24 protein-coding genes are annotated in these 25,475 nt (G+C 63.5%); 19 read left to right on the forward strand and 5 right to left on the reverse strand.

Annotated features, from left to right (window positions below):
• Positions 1 to 200: 200 nt before the first annotated feature.
• The 14 genes from ACQKPS_RS26085 to nuoN all read left to right on the forward strand — a co-directional run bounded on the left by ACQKPS_RS26085 (position 201) and on the right by nuoN (position 16,213).
• The gene (locus ACQKPS_RS26085; RefSeq protein ID WP_254484781.1) at positions 201 to 863 is read left to right on the forward strand and encodes a lysoplasmalogenase; all 663 of its coding nucleotides are present in this window, start codon (positions 201 to 203) and stop codon (positions 861 to 863) included.
• A 381-nt stretch (positions 864 to 1,244) separates the two neighbouring features.
• Positions 1,245 to 1,658, forward strand: coding sequence for an NADH-quinone oxidoreductase subunit A (locus ACQKPS_RS26090; protein WP_011534614.1), 414 nt, complete (start codon positions 1,245 to 1,247; stop codon positions 1,656 to 1,658).
• Positions 1,659 to 1,668: 10 nt separating this feature from the next.
• Entirely contained in the window at positions 1,669 to 2,346 is a 678-nt protein-coding gene (locus tag ACQKPS_RS26095; RefSeq protein WP_027920598.1) for a NuoB/complex I 20 kDa subunit family protein, read from the forward strand.
• Between the two features lie 79 nt (positions 2,347 to 2,425).
• Complete coding sequence (nuoC, locus tag ACQKPS_RS26100) at positions 2,426 to 4,207, forward strand: NADH-quinone oxidoreductase subunit C/D (RefSeq protein WP_054884885.1); 1,782 nt, start codon at positions 2,426 to 2,428, stop codon at positions 4,205 to 4,207.
• A 2-nt stretch (positions 4,208 to 4,209) separates the two neighbouring features.
• Complete coding sequence (nuoE, locus tag ACQKPS_RS26105; RefSeq protein WP_003251433.1) at positions 4,210 to 4,707, forward strand: NADH-quinone oxidoreductase subunit NuoE; 498 nt, start codon at positions 4,210 to 4,212, stop codon at positions 4,705 to 4,707.
• Positions 4,704 to 6,068: an NADH-quinone oxidoreductase subunit NuoF gene (gene nuoF, locus ACQKPS_RS26110; RefSeq protein ID WP_152957151.1), complete on the forward strand. Its 1,365-nt coding sequence runs from the start codon at positions 4,704 to 4,706 to the stop codon at positions 6,066 to 6,068. The genes nuoE and nuoF overlap by 4 nt, the downstream gene beginning before the upstream one ends.
• Positions 6,069 to 6,202: 134 nt before the next feature.
• Positions 6,203 to 8,917: an NADH-quinone oxidoreductase subunit NuoG gene (gene nuoG, locus ACQKPS_RS26115; protein ID WP_427606145.1), complete on the forward strand. Its 2,715-nt coding sequence runs from the start codon at positions 6,203 to 6,205 to the stop codon at positions 8,915 to 8,917.
• Complete coding sequence (gene nuoH / locus ACQKPS_RS26120; RefSeq protein WP_054884882.1) at positions 8,914 to 9,921, forward strand: NADH-quinone oxidoreductase subunit NuoH; 1,008 nt, start codon at positions 8,914 to 8,916, stop codon at positions 9,919 to 9,921. Before nuoG ends, nuoH begins: the two co-directional genes overlap by 4 nt.
• A gap of 11 nt (positions 9,922 to 9,932) precedes the next feature.
• Positions 9,933 to 10,481 carry an NADH-quinone oxidoreductase subunit NuoI gene (gene nuoI / locus ACQKPS_RS26125; RefSeq protein ID WP_016488223.1) on the forward strand — a complete coding sequence of 183 codons (549 nt, stop codon included), beginning with the start codon at positions 9,933 to 9,935 and terminating at the stop codon, positions 10,479 to 10,481.
• A 10-nt stretch (positions 10,482 to 10,491) separates the two neighbouring features.
• Positions 10,492 to 10,992 carry an NADH-quinone oxidoreductase subunit J gene (gene nuoJ / locus ACQKPS_RS26130; RefSeq protein ID WP_254484777.1) on the forward strand — a complete coding sequence of 167 codons (501 nt, stop codon included), beginning with the start codon at positions 10,492 to 10,494 and terminating at the stop codon, positions 10,990 to 10,992.
• 3 nt (positions 10,993 to 10,995) lie between these two features.
• Positions 10,996 to 11,304: an NADH-quinone oxidoreductase subunit NuoK gene (gene nuoK, locus ACQKPS_RS26135; protein WP_008096201.1), complete on the forward strand. Its 309-nt coding sequence runs from the start codon at positions 10,996 to 10,998 to the stop codon at positions 11,302 to 11,304.
• Positions 11,301 to 13,154, forward strand: coding sequence for an NADH-quinone oxidoreductase subunit L (nuoL, locus tag ACQKPS_RS26140; RefSeq protein WP_099815219.1), 1,854 nt, complete (start codon positions 11,301 to 11,303; stop codon positions 13,152 to 13,154). Before nuoK ends, nuoL begins: the two co-directional genes overlap by 4 nt.
• A 49-nt stretch (positions 13,155 to 13,203) precedes the next feature.
• On the forward strand, positions 13,204 to 14,736 hold the full coding sequence (gene nuoM / locus ACQKPS_RS26145) for an NADH-quinone oxidoreductase subunit M (RefSeq protein ID WP_186603536.1): 1,533 nt from the start codon (positions 13,204 to 13,206) through the stop codon (positions 14,734 to 14,736).
• 7 nt (positions 14,737 to 14,743) lie between these two features.
• Complete coding sequence (gene nuoN / locus ACQKPS_RS26150) at positions 14,744 to 16,213, forward strand: NADH-quinone oxidoreductase subunit NuoN (protein ID WP_427606148.1); 1,470 nt, start codon at positions 14,744 to 14,746, stop codon at positions 16,211 to 16,213.
• Between the two features lie 43 nt (positions 16,214 to 16,256).
• Here nuoN and ACQKPS_RS26155 read toward each other — a convergent pair whose 3' ends face one another.
• Positions 16,257 to 16,562: an ogr/Delta-like zinc finger family protein gene (locus ACQKPS_RS26155; RefSeq protein ID WP_254484773.1), complete on the reverse strand. Its 306-nt coding sequence runs from the start codon at positions 16,560 to 16,562 to the stop codon at positions 16,257 to 16,259.
• Between the two features lie 201 nt (positions 16,563 to 16,763).
• Between ACQKPS_RS26155 and ACQKPS_RS26160 the strand changes: the two genes are divergently transcribed.
• Entirely contained in the window at positions 16,764 to 17,150 is a 387-nt protein-coding gene (locus tag ACQKPS_RS26160) for a helix-turn-helix domain-containing protein (protein ID WP_254484771.1), read from the forward strand.
• 2 nt (positions 17,151 to 17,152) lie between these two features.
• Here the strand turns inward: ACQKPS_RS26160 and ACQKPS_RS26165 are convergent, their stop codons facing one another.
• From ACQKPS_RS26165 to ACQKPS_RS26175, 3 genes are read right to left on the reverse strand one after another with little or no spacing between them, the layout of a single operon-like run.
• Positions 17,153 to 17,515, reverse strand: a complete 363-nt coding sequence (locus tag ACQKPS_RS26165) for a hypothetical protein (RefSeq protein WP_254484769.1) — start codon at positions 17,513 to 17,515, stop codon at positions 17,153 to 17,155.
• Positions 17,508 to 17,879: a head completion/stabilization protein gene (locus tag ACQKPS_RS26170; RefSeq protein ID WP_254484767.1), complete on the reverse strand. Its 372-nt coding sequence runs from the start codon at positions 17,877 to 17,879 to the stop codon at positions 17,508 to 17,510. The genes ACQKPS_RS26165 and ACQKPS_RS26170 overlap by 8 nt, the downstream gene beginning before the upstream one ends.
• An 8-nt stretch (positions 17,880 to 17,887) precedes the next feature.
• On the reverse strand, positions 17,888 to 18,136 hold the full coding sequence (locus ACQKPS_RS26175) for a response regulator transcription factor (RefSeq protein WP_283724415.1): 249 nt from the start codon (positions 18,134 to 18,136) through the stop codon (positions 17,888 to 17,890).
• 230 nt (positions 18,137 to 18,366) lie between these two features.
• Here ACQKPS_RS26175 and ACQKPS_RS26180 point away from each other — a divergent pair, with 230 nt between their 5' ends.
• Positions 18,367 to 20,427 (forward strand): TonB-dependent receptor family protein, encoded by a 2,061-nt coding sequence (locus ACQKPS_RS26180; protein ID WP_427606152.1) that lies wholly within the window; start codon positions 18,367 to 18,369, stop codon positions 20,425 to 20,427.
• A gap of 7 nt (positions 20,428 to 20,434) precedes the next feature.
• Here ACQKPS_RS26180 and ACQKPS_RS26185 read toward each other — a convergent pair whose 3' ends face one another.
• Entirely contained in the window at positions 20,435 to 21,499 is a 1,065-nt protein-coding gene (locus tag ACQKPS_RS26185) for an AI-2E family transporter (RefSeq protein ID WP_427606154.1), read from the reverse strand.
• 129 nt (positions 21,500 to 21,628) lie between these two features.
• On the opposite strand from ACQKPS_RS26185, the gene yegQ reads away from it, so the two are divergent.
• From yegQ to ACQKPS_RS26200, 3 genes are all read left to right on the forward strand, one after another.
• Entirely contained in the window at positions 21,629 to 22,963 is a 1,335-nt protein-coding gene (yegQ, locus tag ACQKPS_RS26190) for a tRNA 5-hydroxyuridine modification protein YegQ (protein ID WP_427606156.1), read from the forward strand.
• 78 nt (positions 22,964 to 23,041) lie between these two features.
• Complete coding sequence (locus tag ACQKPS_RS26195) at positions 23,042 to 24,733, forward strand: copper resistance system multicopper oxidase (RefSeq protein WP_427606158.1); 1,692 nt, start codon at positions 23,042 to 23,044, stop codon at positions 24,731 to 24,733.
• The gene (locus tag ACQKPS_RS26200; RefSeq protein WP_427606160.1) at positions 24,726 to 25,469 is read left to right on the forward strand and encodes a copper resistance protein B; all 744 of its coding nucleotides are present in this window, start codon (positions 24,726 to 24,728) and stop codon (positions 25,467 to 25,469) included. The genes ACQKPS_RS26195 and ACQKPS_RS26200 overlap by 8 nt, the downstream gene beginning before the upstream one ends.
• The last annotated feature ends 6 nt before the right edge of the window (positions 25,470 to 25,475 follow it).

Here is a 25,475-nt window from a genome sequence, read left to right on the forward strand (position 1 = left end):
CACCGTTGCCGCCTTGGGCTGCCGTAACCCAACTTCCGCCACGCCGGCCATACCCGCTTATATACTCCCCCTAAAACGCCGCTCCTACAGTGCTTTGCAGTACCTGTAGGAGCGGCTTTAGCCGCGAAGGGGCCGGTACAAGCAAAGCAGATTTCGCGATCAGCGCTATGCTTGTGGCAGCCCAGCAGCAAGGACCGCCCATGCTCCGTCCACGCCACCTGATGATGCTCGCCCTGGCCGCCGCTGCCCTCTATATATATGCACTGGCCAGCGACAACGCCCTGCTTGGCCTGCTGGCCAAGCCGATTCCGGTACTGGCATTGATTGCCTGGCTATATATAGCCCCCGTCACCCCCTATCGCCGCTGGATCAGCATTGGCCTGGGTTTCTCGGTACTCGGCGACATCCTCCTGGCCGTCCCCACCGATCTGTTCGTGTTCGGCCTGGCCGCTTTCCTCTGTGCTCACCTGGCCTACCTGCGCGCCTATTGCGGCAAGACCTTGCGCCCCGCCCTGCCCGCCTTACTGGTGAGCGCGATCACCGGCATCACCCTGTTCGGCGTGCTTGCCAGGCACGGCCTTGGCCCGCTGCTGCTTCCGGTCTCGGTCTACGCACTGGCCATCAGCGCCATGCTCTGGCGCGCGCTTGCCTGCGGCAGGGTTGCCGCTTTGGGGGCCTGCCTGTTCGTTTTCTCCGACAGCCTGATCGGTATCGACCGCTTCGTCAGCCCGTTCGCTGCCGCGCCCTACCTGATCATCCTTGCCTACTGGCTGGGCCAGTGGGCAATCGCTTCGTCAGCCCAGCATGGCTCAAGCGCTGAAGTATTGACCCAGAGCGGTACGCGTGGCATCGGAAGCTGCTAGAACACGAGTCTTTCGCATTTACAAGTAGGGGGAATCTGCAGATGAACTTTACAAGGCACAGAACTGCCCAATTCAAAGGCATCAGATCAAATGATATCAATTATCATTACGAAGTTTGTAATTCGTTACCACTCGCAAGAAACATAATTAACAAAACCGCATGCAATGCCCGAATCTCAAGGCTTTCAGCCAGTTAGGAGCGGGTTTTGTTCTAAATCCTACGAATAAATTTGCAATGGAAATTTTACTTGCACCGGGTTTACCCATAAAATCAGCCCGATTGATTCAGCTGCGACATTTGGTCACTGCACCTGCGACACCACGTCGCCGCTCTACTTATTTCAGACTGCAGAGCTGGGTCTCTGTATAAGGATTTCTAGCATGTCCGATTCGGCAGGACTCATCGCCCACAACTGGGGCTTTGCCATCTTCCTCCTGGGTGTCGTCGGCCTGTGTGCCTTCATGCTCGGCCTGTCCAGCCTGCTCGGTAGCAAGGCCTGGGGCCGCGCCAAGAACGAACCCTTCGAATCCGGCATGCTGCCCGTCGGCAGCGCCCGCCTGCGCCTGTCCGCCAAATTCTATCTGGTCGCGATGCTGTTCGTGATCTTCGATATCGAAGCCCTCTTCCTGTATGCATGGTCTGTGTCCGTCCGCGAAAGTGGCTGGACCGGATTCGTCGAAGCACTCGTTTTCATAGCAATTCTGTTGGCTGGTCTTGTCTACCTATGGCGCGTCGGAGCCCTTGACTGGGCACCCGAAGGTCGCCGCAAGCGGCAAGCGAAGCTGAAACAATGAGGCTTTGGCAATGCAATACAATCTCACCAGAATCGATCCGGATGCGCCCAACGAGCAGTACCCGGTAGGTGATCGGGAAACCGTCACCGACCAGCTGCTCGAAGACCAGGTCCACAAGAACATCTTCATGGGCAAGCTTGAAGATGTGATGCGTGGCGCGGTCAACTGGGGTCGCAAGAACTCCCTCTGGCCGTACAACTTCGGCCTGTCCTGCTGCTACGTGGAAATGACCACGGCCTTCACGGCGCCCCACGACATCGCCCGCTTCGGCGCCGAAGTCATCCGGGCCTCGCCGCGTCAGGCCGACTTCATGGTCATCGCCGGTACCTGCTTCGTCAAAATGGCGCCGATCATCCAGCGCCTGTACGAGCAGATGCTCGAACCGAAGTGGGTCATCTCCATGGGTTCGTGCGCCAACTCCGGTGGCATGTACGACATCTACTCGGTCGTTCAGGGGGTCGACAAGTTCCTCCCCGTGGACGTCTACGTGCCTGGCTGCCCGCCGCGCCCTGAGGCTTTCCTGCAAGGCTTGATGCTGCTGCAGGAGTCGATTGGCCAAGAACGACGCCCGCTTTCCTGGGTGGTTGGTGATCAAGGCATCTACCGTGCCGAGATGCCAGCCCAGAAGGACCTGCGTCGTGAACAGCGCATTGCGGTAACCAACCTGCGCAGCCCCGACGAAGTCTGATCCAGCGACCTGCCGCCCGCTCCCGAAAGAGCCGGCGGCCTGGCTTCATTCTTAACGCTGACCCAAAGCGACCGAGACCATGACAGCGGACAACGCTATTTTCATTCCGCCCTACAAGGCAGACGACCAGGATGTGGTCGTCGAATTGCACAACCGTTTTGGCGCCGACGCATTCGTCGCCCAGGAAACCCGCACCGGCATGCCTGTGCTGTGGGTAAAGCGCGCCCAGCTCAAGGAGGTGCTGAGCTTCCTGCGCGGCGTCGCCAAGCCGTACAGCATGCTGTACGACCTGCACGGCGTCGACGAGCGCCTGCGCACCCAGCGCCGCGGCCTGCCCGCTGCCGACTTCAGCGTTTTCTACCACTTGCTGTCGATCGAACGTAACAGCGACGTGATGATCAAGGTGTCGCTCAGCGAAGGCGACCTGAACCTGCCGACCGTGACCGGCATCTGGCCCAACGCCAACTGGTACGAGCGCGAAGTCTGGGACATGTTCGGCATCGACTTTGCCGGCCACCCGCACCTGAGCCGCATCATGATGCCGCCGACCTGGGAAGGTCACCCGCTGCGCAAGGACTACCCTGCCCGCGCCACCGAGTTCGATCCCTACAGCCTGACCCTGGCCAAGCAGCAGCTTGAAGAGGAATCGGCGCGCTTCAACCCGGAAGCCTGGGGCATGAAGCGTCAGGGCGCCAACGAGGACTACATGTTCCTCAACCTCGGCCCGAACCACCCTTCGGCCCACGGTGCCTTCCGTATCGTCCTGCAGCTGGACGGTGAAGAGATCGTCGACTGCGTGCCGGACATCGGTTACCACCACCGTGGTGCCGAAAAAATGGCCGAACGCCAGTCCTGGCACAGTTTCATTCCCTACACCGACCGTATCGACTACCTCGGCGGGGTGATGAACAACCTGCCGTACGTGCTCGCGGTCGAGAAGCTGGCCGGCATCAAGGTGCCACAGAAGGTCGACACCATCCGCGTGATGCTGGCCGAGTTCTTCCGTATCACCAGCCACCTGCTGTTCCTGGGTACCTACATCCAGGACGTCGGCGCCATGACCCCGGTGTTCTTCACCTTCACCGACCGCCAGCGCGCCTACACCGTGATCGAGGCGATCACCGGTTTCCGCCTGCACCCGGCCTGGTACCGCATCGGCGGCGTCGCCCACGACCTGCCACGCGGCTGGGACAAGCTGGTCAAGGACTTCGTCGAATGGCTGCCCAAGCGCCTCGACGAGTACGAGAAGGCCGCCCTGCGCAACAGCATCCTCAAGGGTCGTACCATCGGCGTTGCCGCGTACAACACCAAGGAAGCCCTGGCCTGGGGTACCACCGGTGCCGGCCTGCGCGCCACCGGTTGCGACTTCGACCTGCGCAAAGCCCGCCCCTACTCCGGCTACGAGAACTTCGAGTTCGAAGTACCGCTGGCCCACAACGGCGATGCCTATGACCGCTGCATGGTCCGTGTCGAGGAGATGCGCCAGAGTATCCGCATCATCGACCAGTGCCTGCGCAACATGCCGGAAGGCCCGTACAAGGCGGACCACCCGCTGACCACGCCGCCGCCGAAAGAGCGCACCCTGCAGCACATCGAAACCCTGATCACGCACTTCCTGCAGGTCTCGTGGGGCCCGGTCATGCCGGCCAACGAGTCGTTCCAGATGATCGAGGCGACCAAGGGCATCAACAGTTACTACCTGACGAGCGATGGCGGCACCATGAGCTACCGCACCCGGATCCGTACCCCGAGCTACCCGCACCTGCAGCAGATCCCTTCGGTGATCAAAGGCAGCATGGTCGCCGACCTCATCGCGTACCTGGGCAGTATCGACTTCGTTATGGCTGACGTGGACCGCTAAGCATGAACAGCACGCTTATCCAGACAGACCGTTTCGCCCTGAGCGAAACCGAGCGCTCGGCCATCGAGCACGAAATGCATCACTACGAGGACCCGCGCGCGGCGTCCATCGAAGCCCTGAAGATCGTCCAGAAGGAACGTGGCTGGGTGCCGGACGGCGCCATCCACGCCATCGGCGAAGTGCTGGGCATCCCGGCCAGCGACGTCGAGGGTGTGGCCACGTTCTACAGCCAGATCTTCCGCCAGCCGGTCGGCCGCCACATCATCCGCGTGTGCGACAGCATGGTCTGCTACATCGGCGGCCACGAATCGGTGGTCAGCCAGATCCAGAGCGAACTGGGCATCGGCCTCGGCCAGACCACTGCAGACGGGCGTTTCACCCTGCTGCCGGTGTGCTGCCTGGGTAACTGCGACAAGGCCCCGGCGCTGATGATCGACGACGACACCTTCGGTGACGTGCAGCCGGCGGGTGTTTCCAAACTGCTGGAGGGTTACGTATGACCATTACTTCCTTCGGCCCGGCCAACCGCATCGCGCGTTCGGCCGAAACCCACCCGCTGACCTGGCGCCTGCGTGACGACGGCGAGCCGGTCTGGCTGGCCGAGTACCAGTCGAAGAACGGCTACGCCGCCGCGCGCAAGGCACTGGCCGACATGTCCGCCGACGACATCGTGCAGAGCGTCAAGGACTCCGGCCTCAAGGGCCGTGGCGGCGCGGGCTTCCCCACTGGCGTGAAGTGGGGCCTGATGCCCAAAGACGAATCCATGAACATCCGCTACCTGCTGTGCAACGCGGACGAAATGGAACCGAACACCTGGAAAGACCGCATGCTGATGGAGCAACAGCCCCATCTGCTGGTAGAGGGCATGCTGATCAGCGCCCGCGCCCTGAAGGCCTACCGGGGCTACATCTTCCTGCGTGGCGAATACACCACCGCGGCGAAGAACCTCAACCGTGCCATCGACGAAGCCAAGGCCGCAGGCCTGCTGGGCAAGAACATCCTGGGTTCGGGCTTCGACTTCGAGCTGTTCGTGCACACCGGGGCCGGGCGCTACATCTGCGGTGAAGAAACCGCACTGATCAACTCCCTCGAAGGCCGCCGCGCCAACCCGCGCTCCAAGCCGCCCTTCCCTGCCGCCGTTGGCGTGTGGGGCAAGCCGACGTGCGTGAACAACGTCGAAACCCTGTGCAACGTGCCGGCCATCGTCGCCAACGGCAACGACTGGTACAAGTCGCTGGCTCGCGAAGGCAGCGAAGACCACGGCACCAAGCTGATGGGCTTCTCCGGCAAGGTGAAGAACCCGGGCCTGTGGGAACTGCCGTTCGGCGTCACCGCCCGCGAGCTGTTCGAAGACTACGCCGGTGGCATGCGCGACGGCTTCAAGCTCAAGTGCTGGCAGCCAGGCGGCGCCGGTACCGGCTTCCTGCTGCCCGAGCACCTCGACGCCCAGATGTACGCCGGCGGCATCGCCAAGGTCGGCACCCGTATGGGTACTGGTCTGGCCATGGCGGTGGACGACAGCATCAACATGGTTTCGCTGCTGCGCAACATGGAAGAGTTCTTCGCCCGCGAGTCGTGCGGCTGGTGCACCCCATGCCGCGATGGCCTGCCGTGGAGCGTGAAGATGCTGCGCGCACTGGAAAAAGGCCAGGGCCGTGCCGAAGACATCGAGACACTGCTGGGGCTGGTCAACTTCCTCGGCCCAGGCCGTACCTTCTGTGCTCACGCACCGGGTGCCGTCGAGCCATTGGGCAGTGCCATCAAATACTTCCGCTCGGAATTCGAGGCCGGTGTCGCTCCAGCTGGTGCTGGCGATGCGCTGCGTCCGAACCTGGCGAAGCCGATCGTGGTCGGCGCATAACAAGATGATTGAGGCGGGTGGTCCGTGCCACTCGCCAGCTTGCCGGCCGGCCCGAGTCGATCGTGGCGTGTCGCAAGCTCACCGATTTCCATTAGCCACGCCCGCTCACGCGGGCCAACGAAGAACTTTGAACAATGGCCACTATCCACGTAGACGGCAAAGCGCTCGAAGTCAACGGTGCAGACAACCTGTTACAGGCGTGTCTGTCGCTCGGCCTCGACATCCCTTATTTCTGCTGGCACCCGGCGCTTGGTAGCGTCGGCGCCTGCCGGCAGTGTGCGGTCAAGCAGTACACCGACGAGAACGACACCCGTGGTCGTATCGTCATGTCCTGCATGACCCCGGCCTCCGACGGCACCTGGATCTCCATCGACGATGAAGAATCCAAGGCGTTCCGCGCCAGCGTCGTCGAATGGCTGATGACCAACCACCCGCACGACTGCCCGGTGTGCGAGGAAGGCGGTCACTGCCACCTGCAGGACATGACGGTGATGACCGGCCACAACGAGCGCCGCTACCGTTTCACCAAGCGTACCCACCAGAACCAGGACCTCGGCCCGTTCATCGCCCATGAGATGAACCGCTGCATCGCCTGCTACCGCTGCGTGCGTTACTACAAGGACTATGCCGGTGGTACCGACCTGGGCGTTTACGGCGCCCACGACAACGTGTACTTCGGCCGCGTCGAAGACGGCGTGCTGGAAAGCGAGTTCTCCGGCAACCTGACCGAGGTCTGCCCGACCGGCGTGTTCACCGACAAGACCCACTCCGAGCGCTACAACCGCAAGTGGGACATGCAGTTCGCCCCGAGCATCTGCCATGGCTGCTCCAGCGGCTGCAACATCAGCCCGGGCGAGCGCTACGGTGAACTGCGTCGCATCGAGAACCGCTTCAACGGTTCGGTCAACCAGTACTTCCTGTGCGACCGCGGCCGCTTTGGCTACGGCTACGTCAACCGCAAGGACCGCCCACGCCAGCCACACCTGGCCGACGGCACCAAGCTGGGCCTGGACGCTGCCCTGGACAAGGCCGCCGACCTGCTGCGCGGCCGCACCATCGTCGGCATCGGCTCGCCACGCGCCAGCCTGGAAAGCAACTACGGCCTGCGTGAGCTGGTCGGCGCCGAGTACTTCTACTCCGGCATGGAAGCTGGCGAACTGGCTCGCGTGCGCCTGGCCCTGAACGTGCTGAACAACAGCCCACTGCCCGTGCCGACCCTGCGCGACATCGAAGACCACGACGCCGTGTTCGTGCTCGGTGAAGACCTGACCCAGACCGCTGCCCGCGTCGCCCTGGCCGTACGCCAGGCCACCAAGGGCAAGGCCGAGGCCATGGCCGAAGCGATGAAGGTTCAGCCGTGGCTCGACGCTGCCGTTAAGAACATCGGCCAGCACGCGCTGTACCCGCTGTTCATCGCCTCGCTGGCGGAAACCAAGCTGGACGACGTTGCCGAGGAATGCGTGCACGCCGCCCCGGCCGACCTGGCCCGCATCGGTTTCGCCGTGGCCCACGCCATCGATCCGAGCGCACCGGCAGTCACCGGCCTGGACGACGAAGCCAGCGCCCTGGCCCAACGCATCGCCGATGCCCTGGTCGCCGCCAAGCGCCCACTGGTCGTGGCCGGTACCTCGCTGGCCGACCCGGCACTGATCGAAGCTGCCGCCAACATCGCCAAGGCCTTGAAGCTGCGCGAGAAGAACGGATCGCTGAGCCTGGTGGTGCCTGAGGCCAACAGCCTCGGCATGGCCATGCTGGGTGGCGAGTCGGTCGATGCCGCACTGGACGCCGTCATCAGCGGCAAGGCCGATGCCATTGTCGTGCTGGAGAACGACCTGTACGCCCGCGTACCAGCGGCCAAGGTCGACGCAGCCCTGGCTGCGGCCAAGGTAGTGATCGTTGCTGACCACTCCAGGACGGCCACTGTCGACCGCGCCCACCTGGTACTGCCAGCCGCATCCTTCGCTGAAGGCGACGGTACCCTGGTCAGCCAGGAAGGCCGTGCCCAGCGCTTCTTCCAGGTGTTCGACCCGCAATACCTGGACAGCAGCATCCTGGTTCACGAAGGCTGGCGCTGGATGCACGCGCTGCGTGCCACCCTGCTCAACAAGCCGGTCGACTGGACCCAGCTGGACCACGTCACCCGTGCCTGCGCCGAAGCCGCCCCGCAACTGGCCGGCATCGTCAACGCCGCGCCAAGCGCCGCGTTCCGCATCAAGGGCATGAAGCTGGCCCGTGAGCCGCTGCGCTACTCCGGCCGTACCGCCATGCGCGCCAACATCAGCGTGCACGAGCCGCGTACCCCGCAGGACAAGGACACCGCGTTCGCCTTCTCCATGGAAGGCTATTCGGGTTCGGCCGAACCGCGCCAGCAGGTGCCGTTCGCCTGGTCGCCAGGCTGGAACTCGCCGCAAGCCTGGAACAAGTTTCAGGACGAGGTCGGGGGTCACCTGCGTGCCGGTGACCCGGGCGTGCGCCTGATCGAATCGCAAGGCGATCGCCTGAACTGGTTCACCGCCATCCCTGGCGCGTTCAACCCGGCCCGTGGTACCTGGACTGCGGTACCGTTCTTCCACCTGTTCGGCAGCGAAGAGAGTTCTTCCCGCGCAGCCCCGGTGCAAGAGCGCATCCCGGCCGCCTACGTGGCGCTGGCCAAGTCCGAAGCGGACCGCCTGGGCGTCAACGACGGCGCCCTGCTGAGCCTGAACGTCGCAGGCGTCGCCCTGCGCCTGCCGCTGCGCATCAATGAAGAACTGGGCGCTGGCCTGGTTGCCCTGCCCAAAGGCCTGGCCGGCATCCCGCCTGCCATCTTCGGTGCATCCGTCGAAGGTCTGCAGGAGGCAGCACAATGAGCTGGTTCACCCCCGAAGTGATCGATGTGATCCTCACCGTGGTCCGGGCCATCGTGGTCCTGCTCGCGGTGGTGGTCTGCGGCGCGCTGCTCAGCTTTGTCGAGCGGCGCCTGCTGGGCTGGTGGCAGGACCGTTACGGTCCGAACCGCGTCGGCCCGTTCGGCATGTTCCAGATCGCTGCCGACATGCTGAAGATGTTCTTCAAGGAAGACTGGAACCCGCCCTTCGTCGATCGCATGATCTTCACCCTGGCGCCAGTGGTGGCCATGAGTGCCCTGCTGATCGCCTTCTGCGTGATCCCGATCACCCCGCTGTGGGGCGTCGCCGACCTGAACATCGGCCTGCTGTTCTTCTTCGCCATGGCCGGCCTGTCGGTCTACGCGGTGCTGTTCGCCGGCTGGTCGTCGAACAACAAGTACGCCCTGCTGGGCAGCTTGCGTGCCTCGGCACAGACCGTGTCGTACGAAGTGTTCCTCGGCCTGGCGCTGATGGGCGTGGTGGTGCAGGTGGGCTCGTTCAACATGCGCGACATCGTTGAATACCAGGCCCAGAACCTGTGGTTCATCATTCCGCAGTTCTTCGGCTTCTGCACCTTCTTCATCGCTGGCGTCGCCGTGACCCACCGTCACCCGTTCGACCAGCCGGAAGCGGAACAGGAACTGGCCGACGGCTACCACATCGAGTATGCCGGCATGAAATGGGGCATGTTCTTCGTCGGTGAGTACATCGGCATCATCCTCATCTCGGCGCTGCTGGTGACCCTGTTCTTCGGCGGCTGGCACGGCCCGTTCGGCATCCTGCCGCAACTGTCGTTCCTGTGGTTCGCCCTGAAGACCGCGTTCTTCATCATGCTGTTCATCCTGCTGCGCGCCTCGATCCCGCGCCCACGCTATGACCAGGTGATGGACTTCAGCTGGAAGTTCTGCCTGCCGCTGACCCTGATCAATTTGCTGGTGACCGCTGCGATCGTGCTCTACAACACGCCAGCCGTCGCGGCCCAGTGAGGATTTGACCCATGTTCAAGTATATCGGCGACATCGTTAAGGGCACCGGCACCCAGCTGCGCAGCCTGGCAATGGTGTTCTCCCACGGGTTCCGCAAGCGCGACACCCTGCAGTACCCCGAAGAACCCGTGTACCTGCCGCCGCGCTACCGTGGCCGCATCGTCCTCACCCGCGACCCCGATGGCGAGGAGCGCTGCGTAGCGTGCAACCTCTGCGCGGTGGCCTGCCCGGTCGGCTGCATTTCGCTGCAGAAGGCCGAGACCGAGGACGGCCGCTGGTACCCGGAGTTCTTCCGCATCAACTTCTCGCGCTGCATCTTCTGTGGCCTGTGTGAAGAAGCGTGCCCGACCACCGCGATCCAGCTGACTCCGGATTTCGAAATGGCCGAGTTCAAGCGTCAGGACCTGGTGTACGAGAAAGAAGATCTGCTGATCTCCGGCCCCGGCAAGAACCCTGACTACAACTTCTACCGTGTTGCGGGTATGGCGATCGCTGGCAAGCCGAAGGGCGCTGCGCAGAACGAAGCCGAGCCGATCAACGTGAAGAGCTTGCTCCCATAAGGACAGAAAGATGGAATTCGCTTTCTACTTCGCATCCGGGATCGCCGTGGTCTCCACCCTCCGGGTGGTGACGGGCACCAACCCCGTGCACGCCTTGCTTTACCTGATCATCTCGCTGATTTCCGTCGCGATGATCTTCTTCGCCCTGGGTGCGCCATTCGCTGGCGCCCTGGAAGTGATCGCCTATGCCGGCGCCATCATGGTGCTGTTCGTGTTCGTGGTGATGATGCTCAACCTCGGGCCGGCTTCGGTCGCCCAGGAGAGGGGCTGGCTCAAGCCCGGCATTTGGGCCGGGCCGGTGATCCTGGCCGCCCTGCTGCTGCTGGAGCTGCTGTACGTGCTGTTCGTCGCGCCAAGCGGCGCGGCCATCAGCGGTACCACTGTCAGCGCGAAAGCAGTGGGCATCAGCCTGTTCGGCCCGTACCTGCTGGTGGTCGAACTGGCCTCGATGCTGCTGCTCGCTGCAGCGGTCACCGCCTTCCACCTGGGCCGCAACGAGGCGAAGGAGTAAATCATGGGTGCTATCCCTCTCGAGCATGGCCTGGCAGTCGCCGGCATCCTGTTCTGCTTAGGTCTGGTTGGCCTGATGGTCCGCCGCAACATCCTCTTCGTGCTCATGAGCCTGGAAGTCATGATGAACGCCTCTGCCCTGGCGTTCATCGTCGCCGGTGCCCGTTGGGTCCAGCCCGACGGCCAGGTGATGTTCATTCTGGTGATCAGCCTGGCAGCCGCCGAGGCCAGCATTGGCCTGGCGATCCTGCTGCAGCTGTATCGCCGCTTCCACACTCTCGACATCGATGCTGCCAGTGAGATGCGCGGATGAACCTTCTCTTCCTGACTTTCGTCTTCCCCCTCGTCGGCTTCCTGCTGCTGTCGTTCTCGCGCGGGCGGTTCTCGGAGAACCTGTCCGCCCTGATCGGCGTCGGCTCGGTGGGCCTATCGGCCGCCACCGCCGCCTACGTCATCTGGCAGTTCAACGTCGCCCCGCCTGAGGGTGGCGCCTACAGCCAGCTGCTGTGGCAGTGGATGTCGGTGGACGGCTTCGCGCCGAACTTCACCCTGTACCTGGACGGCCTGTCGGTCACCATGCTCGGCGTGGTCACCGGTGTCGGCTTCCTGATCCACCTGTTCGCCTCCTGGTACATGCGTGGCGAAGCCGGTTACTCGCGCTTCTTCTCGTACACCAACCTGTTCATCGCCAGCATGCTGTTCCTGATCCTCGGCGATAACCTGCTGTTCATCTACTTCGGCTGGGAAGGCGTGGGCCTGTGCTCGTACCTGTTGATCGGTTTCTACTACAGCAACCGCAACAACGGTAACGCAGCGCTCAAGGCGTTCATCGTCACCCGTATCGGCGACGTGTTCATGGCCATCGGCCTGTTCATCCTGTTCGCCCAGCTGGGTACCCTGAACGTGCAGGAACTGCTGGTGCTGGCGCCGCAGAAATTCCAGGCTGGCGACACCTGGATGGTCCTGGCGACCTTGATGCTGCTGGGTGGCGCGGTCGGTAAATCGGCCCAGCTGCCGCTGCAGACCTGGCTGGCCGACGCGATGGCGGGCCCGACCCCGGTTTCGGCTCTGATCCACGCGGCAACCATGGTGACCGCGGGCGTGTACCTGATCGCCCGTACCAACGGCCTGTTCCTGCTGGCGCCGGACATCCTGCACCTGGTAGGCGTGGTAGGTGGCGTAACCCTGGTACTGGCGGGCTTCGCCGCGCTGGTGCAAACCGACATCAAGCGTATCCTCGCCTACTCGACCATGAGCCAGATCGGCTACATGTTCCTCGCCCTGGGCGTGGGCGCCTGGGACGCGGCGATCTTCCACCTGATGACCCACGCGTTCTTCAAGGCCCTGCTGTTCCTGGCCTCCGGTGCGGTAATCGTTGCCTGCCACCACGAGCAGAACATCTTCAAGATGGGCGGCCTGTGGAAGAAACTGCCTCTGGCCTATGCCAGCTTCGTGGTCGGCGGCGCTGCCCTGGCAGCCTTGCCGATCGTGACCGTGGGCTTCTACTCCAAGGACGAAATCCTCTGGGAAGCCTTCGCCAGCGGTAACACCGGCCTGCTGTACGCTGGCCTGGTCGGTGCGTTCATGACCTCGCTGTACACCTTCCGCCTGATCTTCATCGCCTTCCACGGTGAAGCCAAGACCGAAGCCCATGCTGGCCACGGCATCAGCCACTGGCTGCCGCTGGGCGTGCTGATCGTGCTGTCGACCTTCGTCGGCGCCTGGATCACCCCGCCGCTGGCCGGTGTACTGCCGGAGAGCGCCGGCCATGCCGGTGGCGAAGCCAAGCACGCGCTGGAGATCACCTCGGGTGCCATCGCCATCGCCGGCATCCTGCTGTCGGCCCTGCTGTTCCTTGGCAAGCGCAGCTTCGTCAGCGCGGTCGCCAACAGCGGCATCGGTCGGGTGCTGTCGGCCTGGTGGTTCGCTGCCTGGGGCTTCGACTGGATTTACGACAAGCTGTTCGTCAAACCTTACCTGCTGATCAGCCACGTCCTGCGCAAGGATCCGGTTGACCGCAGCATCGGCCTGATCCCGCGCCTGGCTCGCGGCGGCAACGTCGCCATGAGCAAGACCGAGACCGGCCAGCTGCGCTGGTACACCGCTTCGATCGCCGTTGGCGCAGTGCTGGTACTCGGCGCTGTGGTAGTGGCAGCGGTATGACCATGAACTTTGCGAACCTTGCGACTCTGCGAAAGGAAACCAACCCGTCATGATTTTGCCTTGGCTGATCCTGATTCCCTTCATCGGTGGCCTGCTGTGCTGGCTGGGTGAGCGCTTCGGCGCCACCCTGCCGCGCTGGATCGCGCTGCTGACCATGTCCCTGCTGCTTGGCATCGGCCTGTACCTGTGGGCCAACGGCGACTACACCCTGGCGCCCGCCCCGGGTGGCGAGCCTGCCTGGGCCCTGGAATACAAAGTCCAGTGGATCCAGCGCTTCGGCATCAGCATCCACCTGGCCCTCGATGGCCTGTCGCTGCTGATGATCCTGCTCACCGGCCTGCTCGGTGTGCTGTCGGTACTGTGCTCCTGGAAAGAGATCCAGCGCCACGTCGGTTTCTTCCACCTCAACCTGATGTGGATCCTCGGCGGCGTGGTCGGTGTGTTCCTGGCCCTGGACCTGTTCCTGTTCTTCTTCTTCTGGGAAATGATGCTGGTGCCGATGTACTTCCTCATCGCGCTCTGGGGTCACAGCTCGGCAGATGGCAAGAAGACCCGGATCTACGCGGCCACCAAGTTCTTCATCTTCACCCAGGCCAGCGGCCTGATCATGTTGGTGGCGATCCTGGGCCTGGTGCTGGTCAACTACAGCAACACTGGCGTGATCACCTTCAACTACAGCGACCTGCTCAAGGCCGAGCTGCCGGCCGGTACCGAGTACCTGCTGATGCTGGGCTTCTTCATCGCCTTCGCGGTGAAGCTGCCGGTGGTGCCGTTCCACTCCTGGCTGCCTGACGCTCACGCCCAGGCGCCGACCGCAGGTTCCGTGGACCTGGCCGGTATCTTGCTGAAGACTGCGGCCTATGGCCTGCTGCGCTTCGCCCTGCCGCTGTTCCCGAACGCCTCGGCCGAGTTTGCCCCCATCGCCATGACCCTGGGCCTGATCGGTATCTTCTACGGCGCCTTCCTGGCCTTCGCGCAAACCGACATCAAGCGCCTGATTGCCTTCTCCAGCGTTTCGCACATGGGCTTCGTGCTGATCGGTATCTACTCCGGCAGCCAGCAGGCCCTGCAAGGCGCGGTGATCCAGATGCTCGCCCACGGCCTGTCGGCTGCCGCGCTGTTCATCCTGTCCGGCCAGCTGTACGAGCGCCTGCACACCCGTGACATGCGCCAGATGGGCGGCCTGTGGCACCGCATCGCCTACCTGCCAGCCATCAGCCTGTTCTTCGCCGCCGCATCGCTGGGCCTGCCAGGCACCGGCAACTTCGTCGGCGAGTTCCTGATCCTGATCGGCAGCTTCGTGCATGTACCGTGGATCACCGTGATCGCCACCACCGGCCTGGTATTCGGTTCGGTGTACTCGCTGATCATGATCCACCGCGCCTACTTCGGCCCGGCCAAGGCCGACACCGTGCTGGCCGGCATGGACGGTCGCGAGCTGGTCATGGTGCTGGGCCTGGCGGTACTGCTGATCCTGCTGGGCGTGTATCCGCAGCCGTTCCTCGACACCTCTGCAGCCACCATGACCGGCGTGCAGCAGTGGCTCGGTTCCGCTTTCACTCAACTCGCTTCGGCCCGGTAAGAGCGCTATGGAATTCACCACTCAACACTTCATCGCATTGGCGCCGATGCTGATCACCACCATCACCACCGTGGTGGTGATGCTGGCAATCGCCTGGAAGCGCAACCATTCGCAGACCTTCCTGCTGTCCACCGTGGGCCTGAACCTGGCCCTGCTGTCGATCCTGCCGGCACTGAAGGTCGCACCACTGGCGGTGACCTCGCTGGTCACCATCGACAAGTTCGCCTGCCTATACATGGCGATCATCCTGGTTGCCACGCTGGCTTGCGTCACCCTCGCCCACGCCTATCTCGGCGAAGGGGCCAAGGGCTTCCCGGGCAACCGTGAAGAGCTATACCTGCTGCTGCTGATGTCTGCCCTCGGTGGGCTGGTGCTGGTCAGCGCCAACCACCTGGCCGGCCTGTTCATCGGCCTGGAGTTGCTGTCGGTACCGGTCTATGGCCTGGTGGCATACGCCTTCTTCAACAAGCGTTCGCTGGAAGCCGGCATCAAGTACATGGTGCTGTCGGCTGCAGGCTCTGCGTTCCTGCTGTTCGGCATGGCCCTGCTGTACGCCGACGCTGGCAGCCTGACCTTCGACCAACTGGGCAAAGCCCTGGCCGCCACCAGCATGCCAAGCCTGCTGGCCCAGTTGGGCCTGGGCATGATGCTGGTCGGCCTGGCCTTCAAGCTGTCGCTGGTACCGTTCCACCTGTGGACCCCGGACGTGTACGAAGGCGCCCCGGCGCCGGTCGCCGCGTTCCTGGCCACCGCCAGCAAGGTTGCGGTATTCGCCGTGGTCGTACGCCTGTTCATGCTCTCCCCTGCCGCCAGCAGCGGCGTGCTGAGCACCGTCCTGGCGGTGATCGCGGTGGCGTCGATCCTCATCGGTAACCTGCTGGCACTGACCCAGAGCAACCTCAAGCGTCTGCTCGGTTACTCGTCCATCGCCCACTTCGGCTACCTGGTCATCGCCCTGGTCGCCAGCAAGGGCCTGGCCCTGGAAGCCATGGGCGTCTACCTGGTCACCTACGTGATCACCAGCCTCGGTGCCTTCGGTGTCATCACCCTGATGTCGTCGCCTTACGGCGGCCGTGACGCCGACGCGCTGTACGAGTACCGCGGCCTGTTCTGGCGCCGCCCGTACCTGACCGCAGTGCTGACCGTGATGATGCTGTCGCTGGCCGGCATCCCGCTGACCGCTGGCTTCATCGGCAAGTTCTACATCATCGCCACCGGCGTCGAATCCCAGCTGTGGTGGCTGGTCGGTGCGCTGGTGATCGGTAGCGCCATCGGTGTCTACTACTACTTGCGCGTCATGGTCACCCTGTACCTGGTCGAGCCGAACCTGCGTCGCCACGACGCCCCGCTGAAGTGGGAACAGCGCACCGGCGGCGTGATGCTGCTGGCCATCGCCATCCTCGCCTTCGTTCTGGGCGTGTACCCGCAGCCATTGCTGGACATGGTCCAGCACGCCGGTCTGCAATTGCTTGGCTGACCACAGCTGAAAAACAAACACCCCGCACATGCGGGGTGTTTTTTTATCTGCGTCTGGTGGCTGCCTCGATGGGCTTTCCCAGCCCCGGGCTACCCGGCGAGCCTTCATTGCGCGCCAGGGCAGCAGACTTGCGCAGTTCCTTGCTGGCCGAAGGCAAGTGCACTTCCGGGTTGGGCATGCCACTGGGGGAAAGTTCGTGGGTCATTTCGAATTCTGCACGCACCGACCAGCCACAGGCCTCGTTGATGCATTGCAAATAGGCTACGCGCAGAAATATATGCCGACCTTCACTGGTCCGAATGCGCATGCGGCTGTTGCAGTGGGGGCACACAAGCTTGTAAGTACTCACGCAAAGTACCTGCGCATGCTGCATGAAGCATGAAGCTGTAGGAAAAACCCGCAACCGGCATTAGCATCAGCTACGGTTCTTGAATGTTTTTTCATCATTTTATTTCTCATGCCAAGATATCTCCTCAAATCGAATGGCAAATATTCATAACGAGTATTCTAAGCCCAAGGAATGTTGTTAAACCAGTCATGGATATTTGTTATGAGTAGCCACTTGTTCACAGCGGTGCTGGCACGCCTCAAGCTACTGACCGGCTCCGATACCGACGTTCAGCTGGCAAGGGCTTTGGCAGTCAGCCCGCAGACCCTGAGCAGCTGGAAGGTACGCGACAGCATCCCGTACTCACTTTGCATAGACCTGGCCCGCCAACACGGCTGCTCGCTGGATTGGCTGCTTCTGGGTGAGCGCGATGACCGCCAGGCGCTGCAAAGCCTGGACAGTTGGCAGAGCGAGATGCTCGACCGGCTGCGCGAGCTTCCCCTTGCAGACCGCCAATCGGTGTTGCTGTACATCGAAGACAAGCAACGTATCCGTCAGCTCGAGCGGCAATTGCTGGAGCTGTCAGAACGCTCCTCTGCGGCAAAGTAAGCTCAGCCCCGGCGGCGCCAGCGCTGGATGAGTTCGCGCAGGTCTACCGAGTCCAGCCAGACCAGCACTTTCAAGGTAATCGGAATAACCACCACGGCCGCAGCGAACGCCGCCATGCCGCGGGAAAGCATGGGCGCCATCGCGTGCAACAGCGGCTCGAACAGGTAACCGACGCCCAACGTCAGGAACACCAGCAGCACCTGCTTGCGCGCCGTCAGCCGCCTGCGCGAAACGATGATGAACCGGTCCCGGGCGGCGCTTACCAGCAAGGCCCCCAATAGCGCACCGAACAGCGCCCTGCCCTCGGTATCCAGCAATTCGTAGAAGGCTGCAACGGCTGCTTCCTTCAGATAGGGCTCATCCATAAGCCGGTCCTCCGCCAGCTGCCGGCCGGCCAAGCACGTCCCGCGTTACCGCAGCGGCGATGAAGGCCCGATAGCAGACTGACAGCGCCTTGCCGCTGGCATGCCCGGCCACATCTTCAAGGCGCCGGTAGCCACGGCGACGCAATGCGCTACGCCAGCTGGCGAATTCCCTGGCGGCATCGATGGCGGCGCAGCGCACGGCCAAGGCAAGGCGAGCTTCACTGACCTCCTCACCCAACTGCAGGTGAATACGTAGCACGCTCAGCTCGATGCGGGGCCAGAAGGGATCGTGGCAATCAGGGAACCGACATGCATTGAACGACGGCTCGGTTGGCGATTGCGGGGTCATGGGTTGGGCACGCATGTCGTTCCTCACTGCTCGGCCAACATGCCATAACGGATGGCTTTGATGACGGCTGCGACGCGCGTGGGAACATCGAATTTGCGCAGCAGGTTGGAGACGTGAAAGTTTACCGTCGACTCTTTGCACTGCAGGATCTGACCGATTTCCCATGAGGTCTTGCCATAGGCGCACCACAACAGCACTTGCTGTTCGCGCGGTGTCAGGTGTATCGGCGCTTCGGTATGGCAATCAGGTATCCGTCGCTGGTTGGTTTCCATTACTGAGTTCCCCAAGTAGTCGCCAGGATGGGCAGCGCGAAGTGCTGCCGCCAGTGCAAACACCTTACGGACGCAGGCCGTGGCTGCTCCAGCGCTGCAACTTGTAAAGAACCGTCTTACACATCTGCCTTAAGCGAACTACACAGGAAAATTCCCTATTGCCGTGCTTCGATCGGCTTTTCGCGCGTCACAACGCCGTTGTCCGTCCGCCTATCGCCTGGAGTTGTACGATGCGTCCCGTTTTACCCCTCTCGTCTTACCTTGGTCTGCTGGCCCTTTTTACCGTCAGCCAGCACACCACGGCAGCGCCTGCCGTCGAACTGGGCCAGGTGCTGATCAACGATGAGGAACAGAGCGAGCTGGACGACGCCCGCGAACGCCTTCGAGCGGTACCAGGCGCCAGCAACCTGGTGGACATGCAGCGTGTCGGGCAAGGCCGGGTCGCCAGCAATCAGGATGTGCTGGCCTACCAGCCGGGCGTCTTCGCGCAGTCGGCGGGTAACGATGGCATCAAGTTGTCGGTCCGCGGTTCAGGCATCAATCGTGCCCCCGGCGCCCATGGTTCCGGGGTCTACACGATGTTCGACGGCCTGCCGCTGACGGGGCCGGGCGGTACGCCCTACGAGCTGTTCGAACCCCTGTGGCTGAGCCGTGCAGAAGTACTGCGCGGGGCCAACGGTTTCGATCAAGGCTCGCTGGCCCTGGGCGGGGCCATCAACTACGTGACCCACACCGGCTACGACGCCGCGCCACTGCAGGTACGCTATGAAGCGGGCAGCCGCGGCTACCAGCACCGTCAGATCAGTTCCGGGCAGGTACTGGGCGACCTAGACTACTATGTGGCCCTGACCGACTCGGAATACGACGGCTATCAGGACCACAGCAGCGGCAGCTCGAAAGGCATTGCCGCCAATGTCGGCTACCGCTTCAACCCCAATCTGGAGACCCGCTTCTACCTGCGTTATCGGGAAACCGAAAACGAACTGGCCGGGCGCCTGACCAAGGACCAGATCAAGCATGATCCTCGCGCTGCCAACCCAGGTTACCTGTCGCGCAACGACAGCCGCCCGCAACCCGGCAGCACCTGGGTAGGCAACAAGACCACCTTCTTCCTCGACGATGACTCACGCCTGGAAGCCGGGCTGGTCTATCACGACTACCCGATGGACCTGCGCGAGGGCGCCATGCGCCTGAAGGTGGCCTACACCGATGTCAGTGGCACGCTGAACTACTTCCGGCGTGACACCCTGCTCGGCCATGAGAGCAAGACCACCATTGGCTGGCGCACCACCAAGCATCTGCCCAACAGTGGCGCCTCGCAGTTCTCACGGGTCAATGACGTGGTCGGCGCGCGCACGCGTGACTTCACCTACCAGGGTTCGGACACCGTGCTGCACGTTGGCAATGATCTGGAACTGGTGCCCAATCTGTGGCTGACCACGGGCCTTGCGATGATCTATACCCGCCGTGAAAGCGATGTGACCTACCCGGCCAACGGCGGGAAAGTCAGCCAGCATGACTGGGATTACGCCCCGCGTGTGGGCCTGCGTTACGACATTCGCCCGGACCTGCAGGTTTACGGCAATCTCAGCCGCTCGGTCGAACCGCCTCACCCATGGTCGCTGATCTGGAGCGCACCCACCAAGTTCCAGCCAATCGAGATGCAGAACCAGACCGCAACCACGCTGGAGTTCGGCGCCCGCGGTGAATCACTGCTTGGTCGCTGGGACCTGGCCTGGTACTACGCCCAGGTGCGTCACGAACTGCTGGCAGTGGAGCTGGCCCCAGGCATCACTGGCGAATACAACGCCAGCCCCACCGTACACCAAGGCGTCGAAGCCGGCCTGGACAGCCTCCTCTGGGAGCAACCCGGCACGGGCAAGCTGAGCCTGCGCCAAGCCTACACCTTCAGCGACTTTCACTACCGCGACGACGATAAATTCGGCGACAACCGCCTGCCCGGCATCCCCATGCACTACTACCAGGCCGAACTGCGCTACGACTGGCCGAGCGGGTTCTACGCCGGGGTCAACACGCAGATGGCGTCGAAGGTGCAGGTCGACTACGCCAACAGCTACCACGCCGACGCCTACGCCCTGCTGGGCGCACGGCTGGGCTGGGATTCGCCGAAGCAGGACTGGCAGACCTGGCTGGACCTGCGCAACCTGACCAACCAGCGCTACGCAGCGACCGTGACCCCGGGGTACAACGATGCCGGCCAGGACGTTGCCCGCTCGACACCGGGCGAAGGCTTCGGCGTGTACGCCGGGGTTTCGTACAGCTTCCGCTGATAACGCCTCAGGACGGCAACTGCACCTGCGGCTTGGTCGCAGCGAAGATCGCCCAGCTGGAAACGAACAACGCCGCAATCAATGGCCCGATCACGAAGCCATTGAGCCCGAATACCGCCAGCCCGCCCAAGGTGGACACCAGGATCAGGTAATCGGGCATCCGCGTGTCCTTGCCGACCAGGATCGGCCGCAGCAGGTTGTCCACCAGGCCGATCACCAGCAAGCCGAACGCGGTCAGGATCACCCCTGGCAGAATCGCCCCGGTCAGCAGGAAGTAAGCCGCCACCGGCGCCCAGACGATCCCCGCCCCCACCGCCGGCAGCAGCGACAGGAACGCCATCAGCACCGCCCAGACCAGCGCACTGGGAATGTCCAGCACCCAGAAGATCAAACCACCCAGCGCACCCTGGGTGATGGCCACCAGCACATTGCCCTTGACCGTGGCCCTTACCACCCGGTTGAACTTCAACTGCAGGCGGCGCTTCTGGTGTTCCGGCAACGGCACGGCCAGGCGCACCCGGCGCGCCACGTCGGCCCCCTCGCGCAGGAAGAAGAACAACAGGTACATCATGATGCCGAAGCTCACCACGAACTCGAAGGTGCCCTGGCCAAAGTTGAACGCCTGGCTGGCCAGCACCTGGCTACCCTGGGTCGCCCATTTGGTGATCTTGTCACGCAGCCCGTCCAGGTTGCCCATGCCCATACGGTCCAGACCGTGTTGGGCAAAGGCCGGGAGCATGTCCTTGCCGCGCTCTACGTAGCCGGCGATGTCCAGCTGCCCACTCTCGATTCGCTGGTACAGCGTGGCGCCTTCCTGCACCAGCAAGGCACTGGTGATGATCACCGGCAGCACGGCCACCAGCAGGCACACCAGCACGGTACAGGCCGCCGCCAGGTTGCGTCGACGGCCAAAGCGGATCAGCAGGTGACGCTGCAACGGCGCGAACAGGATGCCGAGAATCACTGCCCAGAAGATGGCACCGTAATACGGCAGCAGGATCCACACGAAGGCGATGGTCACCAGGGTCAGGAGTACTGCCAGGGCTTTGTTCTGCAGGGCGTCTTGGTTCATGGCAACTCCTCAGGGGTCATGGTCATTAGTGCACGCCACCTGTGCAAAAGTGCCACCCTGATGTTGATTCAAATCAATACCATGGCCCCGGCCAGCCGCTAGCATCCGCGCCTTTGCCCCGGTGCGCCCATGCCCCTACCTGCCAAGCCCGAACTGCTAGCCCCCGCCGGCAGCCTCAAGACCATGCGCTATGCCTTTGCCTACGGTGCCGATGCGGTCTACGCCGGCCAGCCGCGATACAGCCTGAGGGTGCGCAACAACGAATTCGACCACGCCAACCTGGCGCTGGGCATCAACGAGGCGCACGCCCTGGGCAAGCGCTTCTACGTGGTGGTCAACATCGCGCCGCACAACGCCAAGTTGAAGACTTTCCTGAAGGACCTGGCACCGGTGATCGAAATGGCACCCGATGCGCTGATCATGTCCGACCCCGGGCTGATCATGCTGGTGCGCCAGCATTTTCCGCAGATGCCTGTGCACCTGTCGGTGCAGGCCAATACGGTCAACTGGGCCAGCGTGCAGTTCTGGCAGCAGACAGGCCTGAGCCGGGTGATCCTGTCCCGTGAACTGTCGCTGGAGGAGATCGAGGAGATCCGCCAGCACGTACCGGCCATGGAGCTGGAAGTGTTCGTTCACGGCGCATTGTGCATGGCTTACTCCGGCCGTTGCCTGCTGTCGGGTTACCTGAACAAGCGCGATGCCAACCAGGGCACTTGCACCAATGCCTGCCGCTGGAAATACCAGGCCACCCCAGCCACGGAAAACGCCACCGGCGACATCGTCCGTGAGGTCGAGCCGACCCTGGGCCTGGGCGCGCCCACCCAGCAGGTATTCCTGTTGCAGGAGAGCAATCGCCCAGGCAGCGAGATGCCCGCCTTCGAGGACGAGCATGGCACCTACATCATGAATGCCAAGGACCTGCGCGCCATCCAGCACGTCGAGCGCCTGGCGGCCATGGGTGTGCACTCGCTGAAGATCGAAGGGCGGACCAAGAGTCACTTCTACTGCGCCCGGGCCGTGCAGTCCTACCGCAAGGCCATCGACGACGCCGCAGCCGGGAGGCCGTTCGACATGGGCCTGATGGACAACCTCGAATCGCTGGCCCAGCGCGGCTATACCGAAGGCTTCCTGCGCCGCCATGTGCACGACGAATACCAGAACTACCTGCGTGGCAATTCGCTCTCGGAGCGCCAGCAGTTCGTCGGCGAGCTGACGGGGTTGCGCGTCGATGGCCTGGCCGAAGTCAAGGTCAAGAACCGCTTCGCCCTGGGTGACCACCTGGAATTGATGACCCCGCGTGGCAACTACCACTTCGACTTGCACCGCCTGTTCGACCGGCAACAGCACGCCATCGAGGTCGCGCCAGGCGACGGCCATGTTGTGTACCTGCCGATTCCCGAACAGGTTGCGCTGGAGTACGGCCTGCTGATGCGCGACCTGGGCGATGCCGAACAGGCTGCCTGACAAGGCTGTAACCTGCGCCTCAGCCAGCTGACAGGCACAACCGGCGAGGATCGTGGCTCCCCCGCACGAGACCACGCCATGTTGCGCAACCCTACCCGCCGCACCTTCGTCAAAGGCCTGGGCGCTGCCACCACACTGGCCGGCCTGGGCCTGTGGCGGCCGCTGGCCCAGGCCAGCGATGGCCGCGAACTGGCCGGCCAGCACTTCGAGCTGTTCATTGGCCAGACGCCCGTCAACATTACCGGCCAACCACGCACCGCGCTGACCATCAATGACAGCCTGCCCGGCCCGCTGCTGCGCTGGCGCGAAGGCGACACCGTGACCCTGCGCGTGCGTAATCGCCTCGACCAGGACACCTCGATCCACTGGCACGGCATCGTCCTGCCGGCCGACATGGACGGCGTACCGGGCCTGAGCTTCGCCGGCATCGCACCCGGTGGTGATTACCTGTACCGGTTCACCCTGCGCCAGAGCGGCACCTACTGGTACCACAGCCATTCCGGCCTGCAGGAACAGGCCGGGGTGTATGGCGCGATCGTCATCGAACCACGCGAGCCCGAGCCGCATGCCTACCAGCGCGACCATGTGCTGCTGTTCAGCGACTGGTCCGACCAGGCACCCGAAGCGTTGCTGGCGACCCTGAAGAAACAGTCCGACGCCTTCAACTACCACAAGCGCACACTCAGCGACTTTGTCACCGATGTTGCCGACAACGGTTGGGGCGCTACCGTCGACGAACGCCTGGCCTGGGCGCGCATGCGCATGACCCCGACCGATCTGGCCGACATCAGCGCCGCCAGCTACACCTACCTGCTCAACGGCCAACCCCCGGACGGCAACTTCACCTGCCTGTTCCAGCCCGGCGAAACCGTGCGCCTGCGCCTGATCAATGCGTCGGCCATGAGCTACTTCGACTTTCGCATCCCGGGCCTTACGCTGACCGTGATCGCCGCCGACGGCCTGCCGGTGACACCGGTGACCGTTGACGAGCTGCGCATCGCGGTGGCCGAAACCTACGACGTGCTGGTGGCCGTCGGCGACCTGCCCGCCTACACCCTGTTCGCCCAAAGCATGGACCGCAGCGGCTACGCCCGCGGCACCCTGGCACGTGCCAACGGTCTGCAGGCAGCGGTGCCGGAGCCTGACCCGCGCCCCGTGCTGAGCATGGCCGACATGGGCCACGGCAACATGGCTGCGATGGATCACGGCAACATGGCCGGCATGGACCACGGCAGCATGAGCAGCCTGCAAGGCCACCCCGCCACTGAGGCCGGTAACCCGCTGGTGGACATGCAGACCATGGCCCCGCGCGCCAACCTGGCCGACCCTGGCATCGGCCTGCGTGACAACGGCCGCCGGGTGCTGACCTATGCCGACCTGCGCAGCCCCTACCCGGACCCGGATGGCCGCGAACCTTCACGGGATATCGAGCTGCACCTGACCGGGCACATGGAGCGCTTCGCCTGGTCGTTCGACGGGGTCAGGTTCAGCGATGCCGCGCCGTTGCGCCTTACCTACGGCGAGCGGGTGCGCATCACCCTGGTCAACGACACCATGATGACCCACCCCATCCACCTGCACGGCATGTGGAGCGATCTGGAGGACGAACACGGGCGCTTCCTGGTGCGCAAGCATACGGTCGACATGCCGCCTGGCAGCCGCCGCAGCTACCGGGTCACCGCCGACGCCCTGGGCCGCTGGGCCTACCACTGCCACCTGCTCTACCACATGGAGACCGGCATGTTCCGCGAGGTACGGGTCGATGAATGAGATCAGCAACCGGCGCCTGGTCACGGGCGTCGCCCTGGCCGCGCTGCTGGCAGGCGAACGGGCCATGGCCGCTGCTTCGCCCCTGCCCGGCCATCAGGTGCATGATCGCGCCGTCAATTGGGCAGTGATCGTCGATCAGCTGGAGTACCAGAGCTTCGAAAGCAGCAGCGCTCTCAAGTGGAACGCCACGGCCTGGATCGGTGGTGATATCGATCGCATGTGGCTACGCACCGAGGGCGAACGGCAACAGGGCAATACCCACAAGGGAGAGCTGCAGGCGCTGTGGGGCCACGCGATCAGCCCCTGGTGGGAGTTGGTCGGCGGCCTGCGACAGGACTTCAAGCCGGCCAGCGGGCAAACCTGGGCCGCCTTCGGCATCCAGGGCACCCCGCTGTATGGCCTGGAGCTGGAAGCCACCGCCTATGCCGGCGAGCGACAACAGAGCGCACTGCGCCTGGAGGCCGCTTACGCTATCCTGCTGACCAACCGCTGGATCCTCGAGCCGAACCTGGAAGCCAACTTCTACGGCCGCAACGATGCCGGTCGCGAACAGGGCGCGGGGCTTGCCGACAGCGAAGTGGGCCTGCGCCTGCGCTACGAAATCAGCCGAGGCTTCGCGCCCTATGTCGGGGTAAGCTTCGAGCGCCTGCACGGCAACCGCGCCAGCCAGGCCCGCGAGGACGGCGAAGACCTCGGCCAGACCCGTCTGGTGGCAGGCATTCGCCTGCGTTTCTAAGGAGTT

It is taken from the genome of Pseudomonas sp. NPDC086566 (assembly GCF_050280885.1).
In the GTDB taxonomy this organism is placed as follows: Bacteria; Pseudomonadota; Gammaproteobacteria; order Pseudomonadales; family Pseudomonadaceae; genus Aquipseudomonas; species Aquipseudomonas vlassakiae.

Excerpts from the sequence above, each read along its gene's own strand:
- ACQKPS_RS26160 (WP_254484771.1), top strand. The coding sequence starts at position 16,764 with ATGAGTAGCCACTTGTTCACAGCGGTGCTGGCACGCCTCAAGCTACTG.
- nuoJ (WP_254484777.1), top strand. The coding sequence starts at position 10,492 with ATGGAATTCGCTTTCTACTTCGCATCCGGGATCGCCGTGGTCTCCACC.
- ACQKPS_RS26170 (WP_254484767.1), bottom strand. The coding sequence starts at position 17,879 with ATGCGTGCCCAACCCATGACCCCGCAATCGCCAACCGAGCCGTCGTTC.
- ACQKPS_RS26165 (WP_254484769.1), bottom strand. The coding sequence starts at position 17,515 with ATGGATGAGCCCTATCTGAAGGAAGCAGCCGTTGCAGCCTTCTACGAA.
- ACQKPS_RS26200 (WP_427606160.1), top strand. The coding sequence starts at position 24,726 with ATGAATGAGATCAGCAACCGGCGCCTGGTCACGGGCGTCGCCCTGGCC.
- nuoF (WP_152957151.1), top strand. The coding sequence starts at position 4,704 with ATGACCATTACTTCCTTCGGCCCGGCCAACCGCATCGCGCGTTCGGCC.
- ACQKPS_RS26090 (WP_011534614.1), top strand. The coding sequence starts at position 1,245 with ATGTCCGATTCGGCAGGACTCATCGCCCACAACTGGGGCTTTGCCATC.
- nuoL (WP_099815219.1), top strand. The coding sequence starts at position 11,301 with ATGAACCTTCTCTTCCTGACTTTCGTCTTCCCCCTCGTCGGCTTCCTG.
- nuoH (WP_054884882.1), top strand. The coding sequence starts at position 8,914 with ATGAGCTGGTTCACCCCCGAAGTGATCGATGTGATCCTCACCGTGGTC.
- ACQKPS_RS26175 (WP_283724415.1), bottom strand. The coding sequence starts at position 18,136 with ATGGAAACCAACCAGCGACGGATACCTGATTGCCATACCGAAGCGCCG.
- yegQ (WP_427606156.1), top strand. The coding sequence starts at position 21,629 with ATGCCCCTACCTGCCAAGCCCGAACTGCTAGCCCCCGCCGGCAGCCTC.
- nuoG (WP_427606145.1), top strand. The coding sequence starts at position 6,203 with ATGGCCACTATCCACGTAGACGGCAAAGCGCTCGAAGTCAACGGTGCA.
- nuoN (WP_427606148.1), top strand. The coding sequence starts at position 14,744 with ATGGAATTCACCACTCAACACTTCATCGCATTGGCGCCGATGCTGATC.
- ACQKPS_RS26085 (WP_254484781.1), top strand. The coding sequence starts at position 201 with ATGCTCCGTCCACGCCACCTGATGATGCTCGCCCTGGCCGCCGCTGCC.
- nuoI (WP_016488223.1), top strand. The coding sequence starts at position 9,933 with ATGTTCAAGTATATCGGCGACATCGTTAAGGGCACCGGCACCCAGCTG.
- nuoC (WP_054884885.1), top strand. The coding sequence starts at position 2,426 with ATGACAGCGGACAACGCTATTTTCATTCCGCCCTACAAGGCAGACGAC.
- nuoK (WP_008096201.1), top strand. The coding sequence starts at position 10,996 with ATGGGTGCTATCCCTCTCGAGCATGGCCTGGCAGTCGCCGGCATCCTG.
- nuoE (WP_003251433.1), top strand. The coding sequence starts at position 4,210 with ATGAACAGCACGCTTATCCAGACAGACCGTTTCGCCCTGAGCGAAACC.
- ACQKPS_RS26195 (WP_427606158.1), top strand. The coding sequence starts at position 23,042 with ATGTTGCGCAACCCTACCCGCCGCACCTTCGTCAAAGGCCTGGGCGCT.
- ACQKPS_RS26180 (WP_427606152.1), top strand. The coding sequence starts at position 18,367 with ATGCGTCCCGTTTTACCCCTCTCGTCTTACCTTGGTCTGCTGGCCCTT.
- ACQKPS_RS26185 (WP_427606154.1), bottom strand. The coding sequence starts at position 21,499 with ATGAACCAAGACGCCCTGCAGAACAAAGCCCTGGCAGTACTCCTGACC.
- ACQKPS_RS26095 (WP_027920598.1), top strand. The coding sequence starts at position 1,669 with ATGCAATACAATCTCACCAGAATCGATCCGGATGCGCCCAACGAGCAG.
- nuoM (WP_186603536.1), top strand. The coding sequence starts at position 13,204 with ATGATTTTGCCTTGGCTGATCCTGATTCCCTTCATCGGTGGCCTGCTG.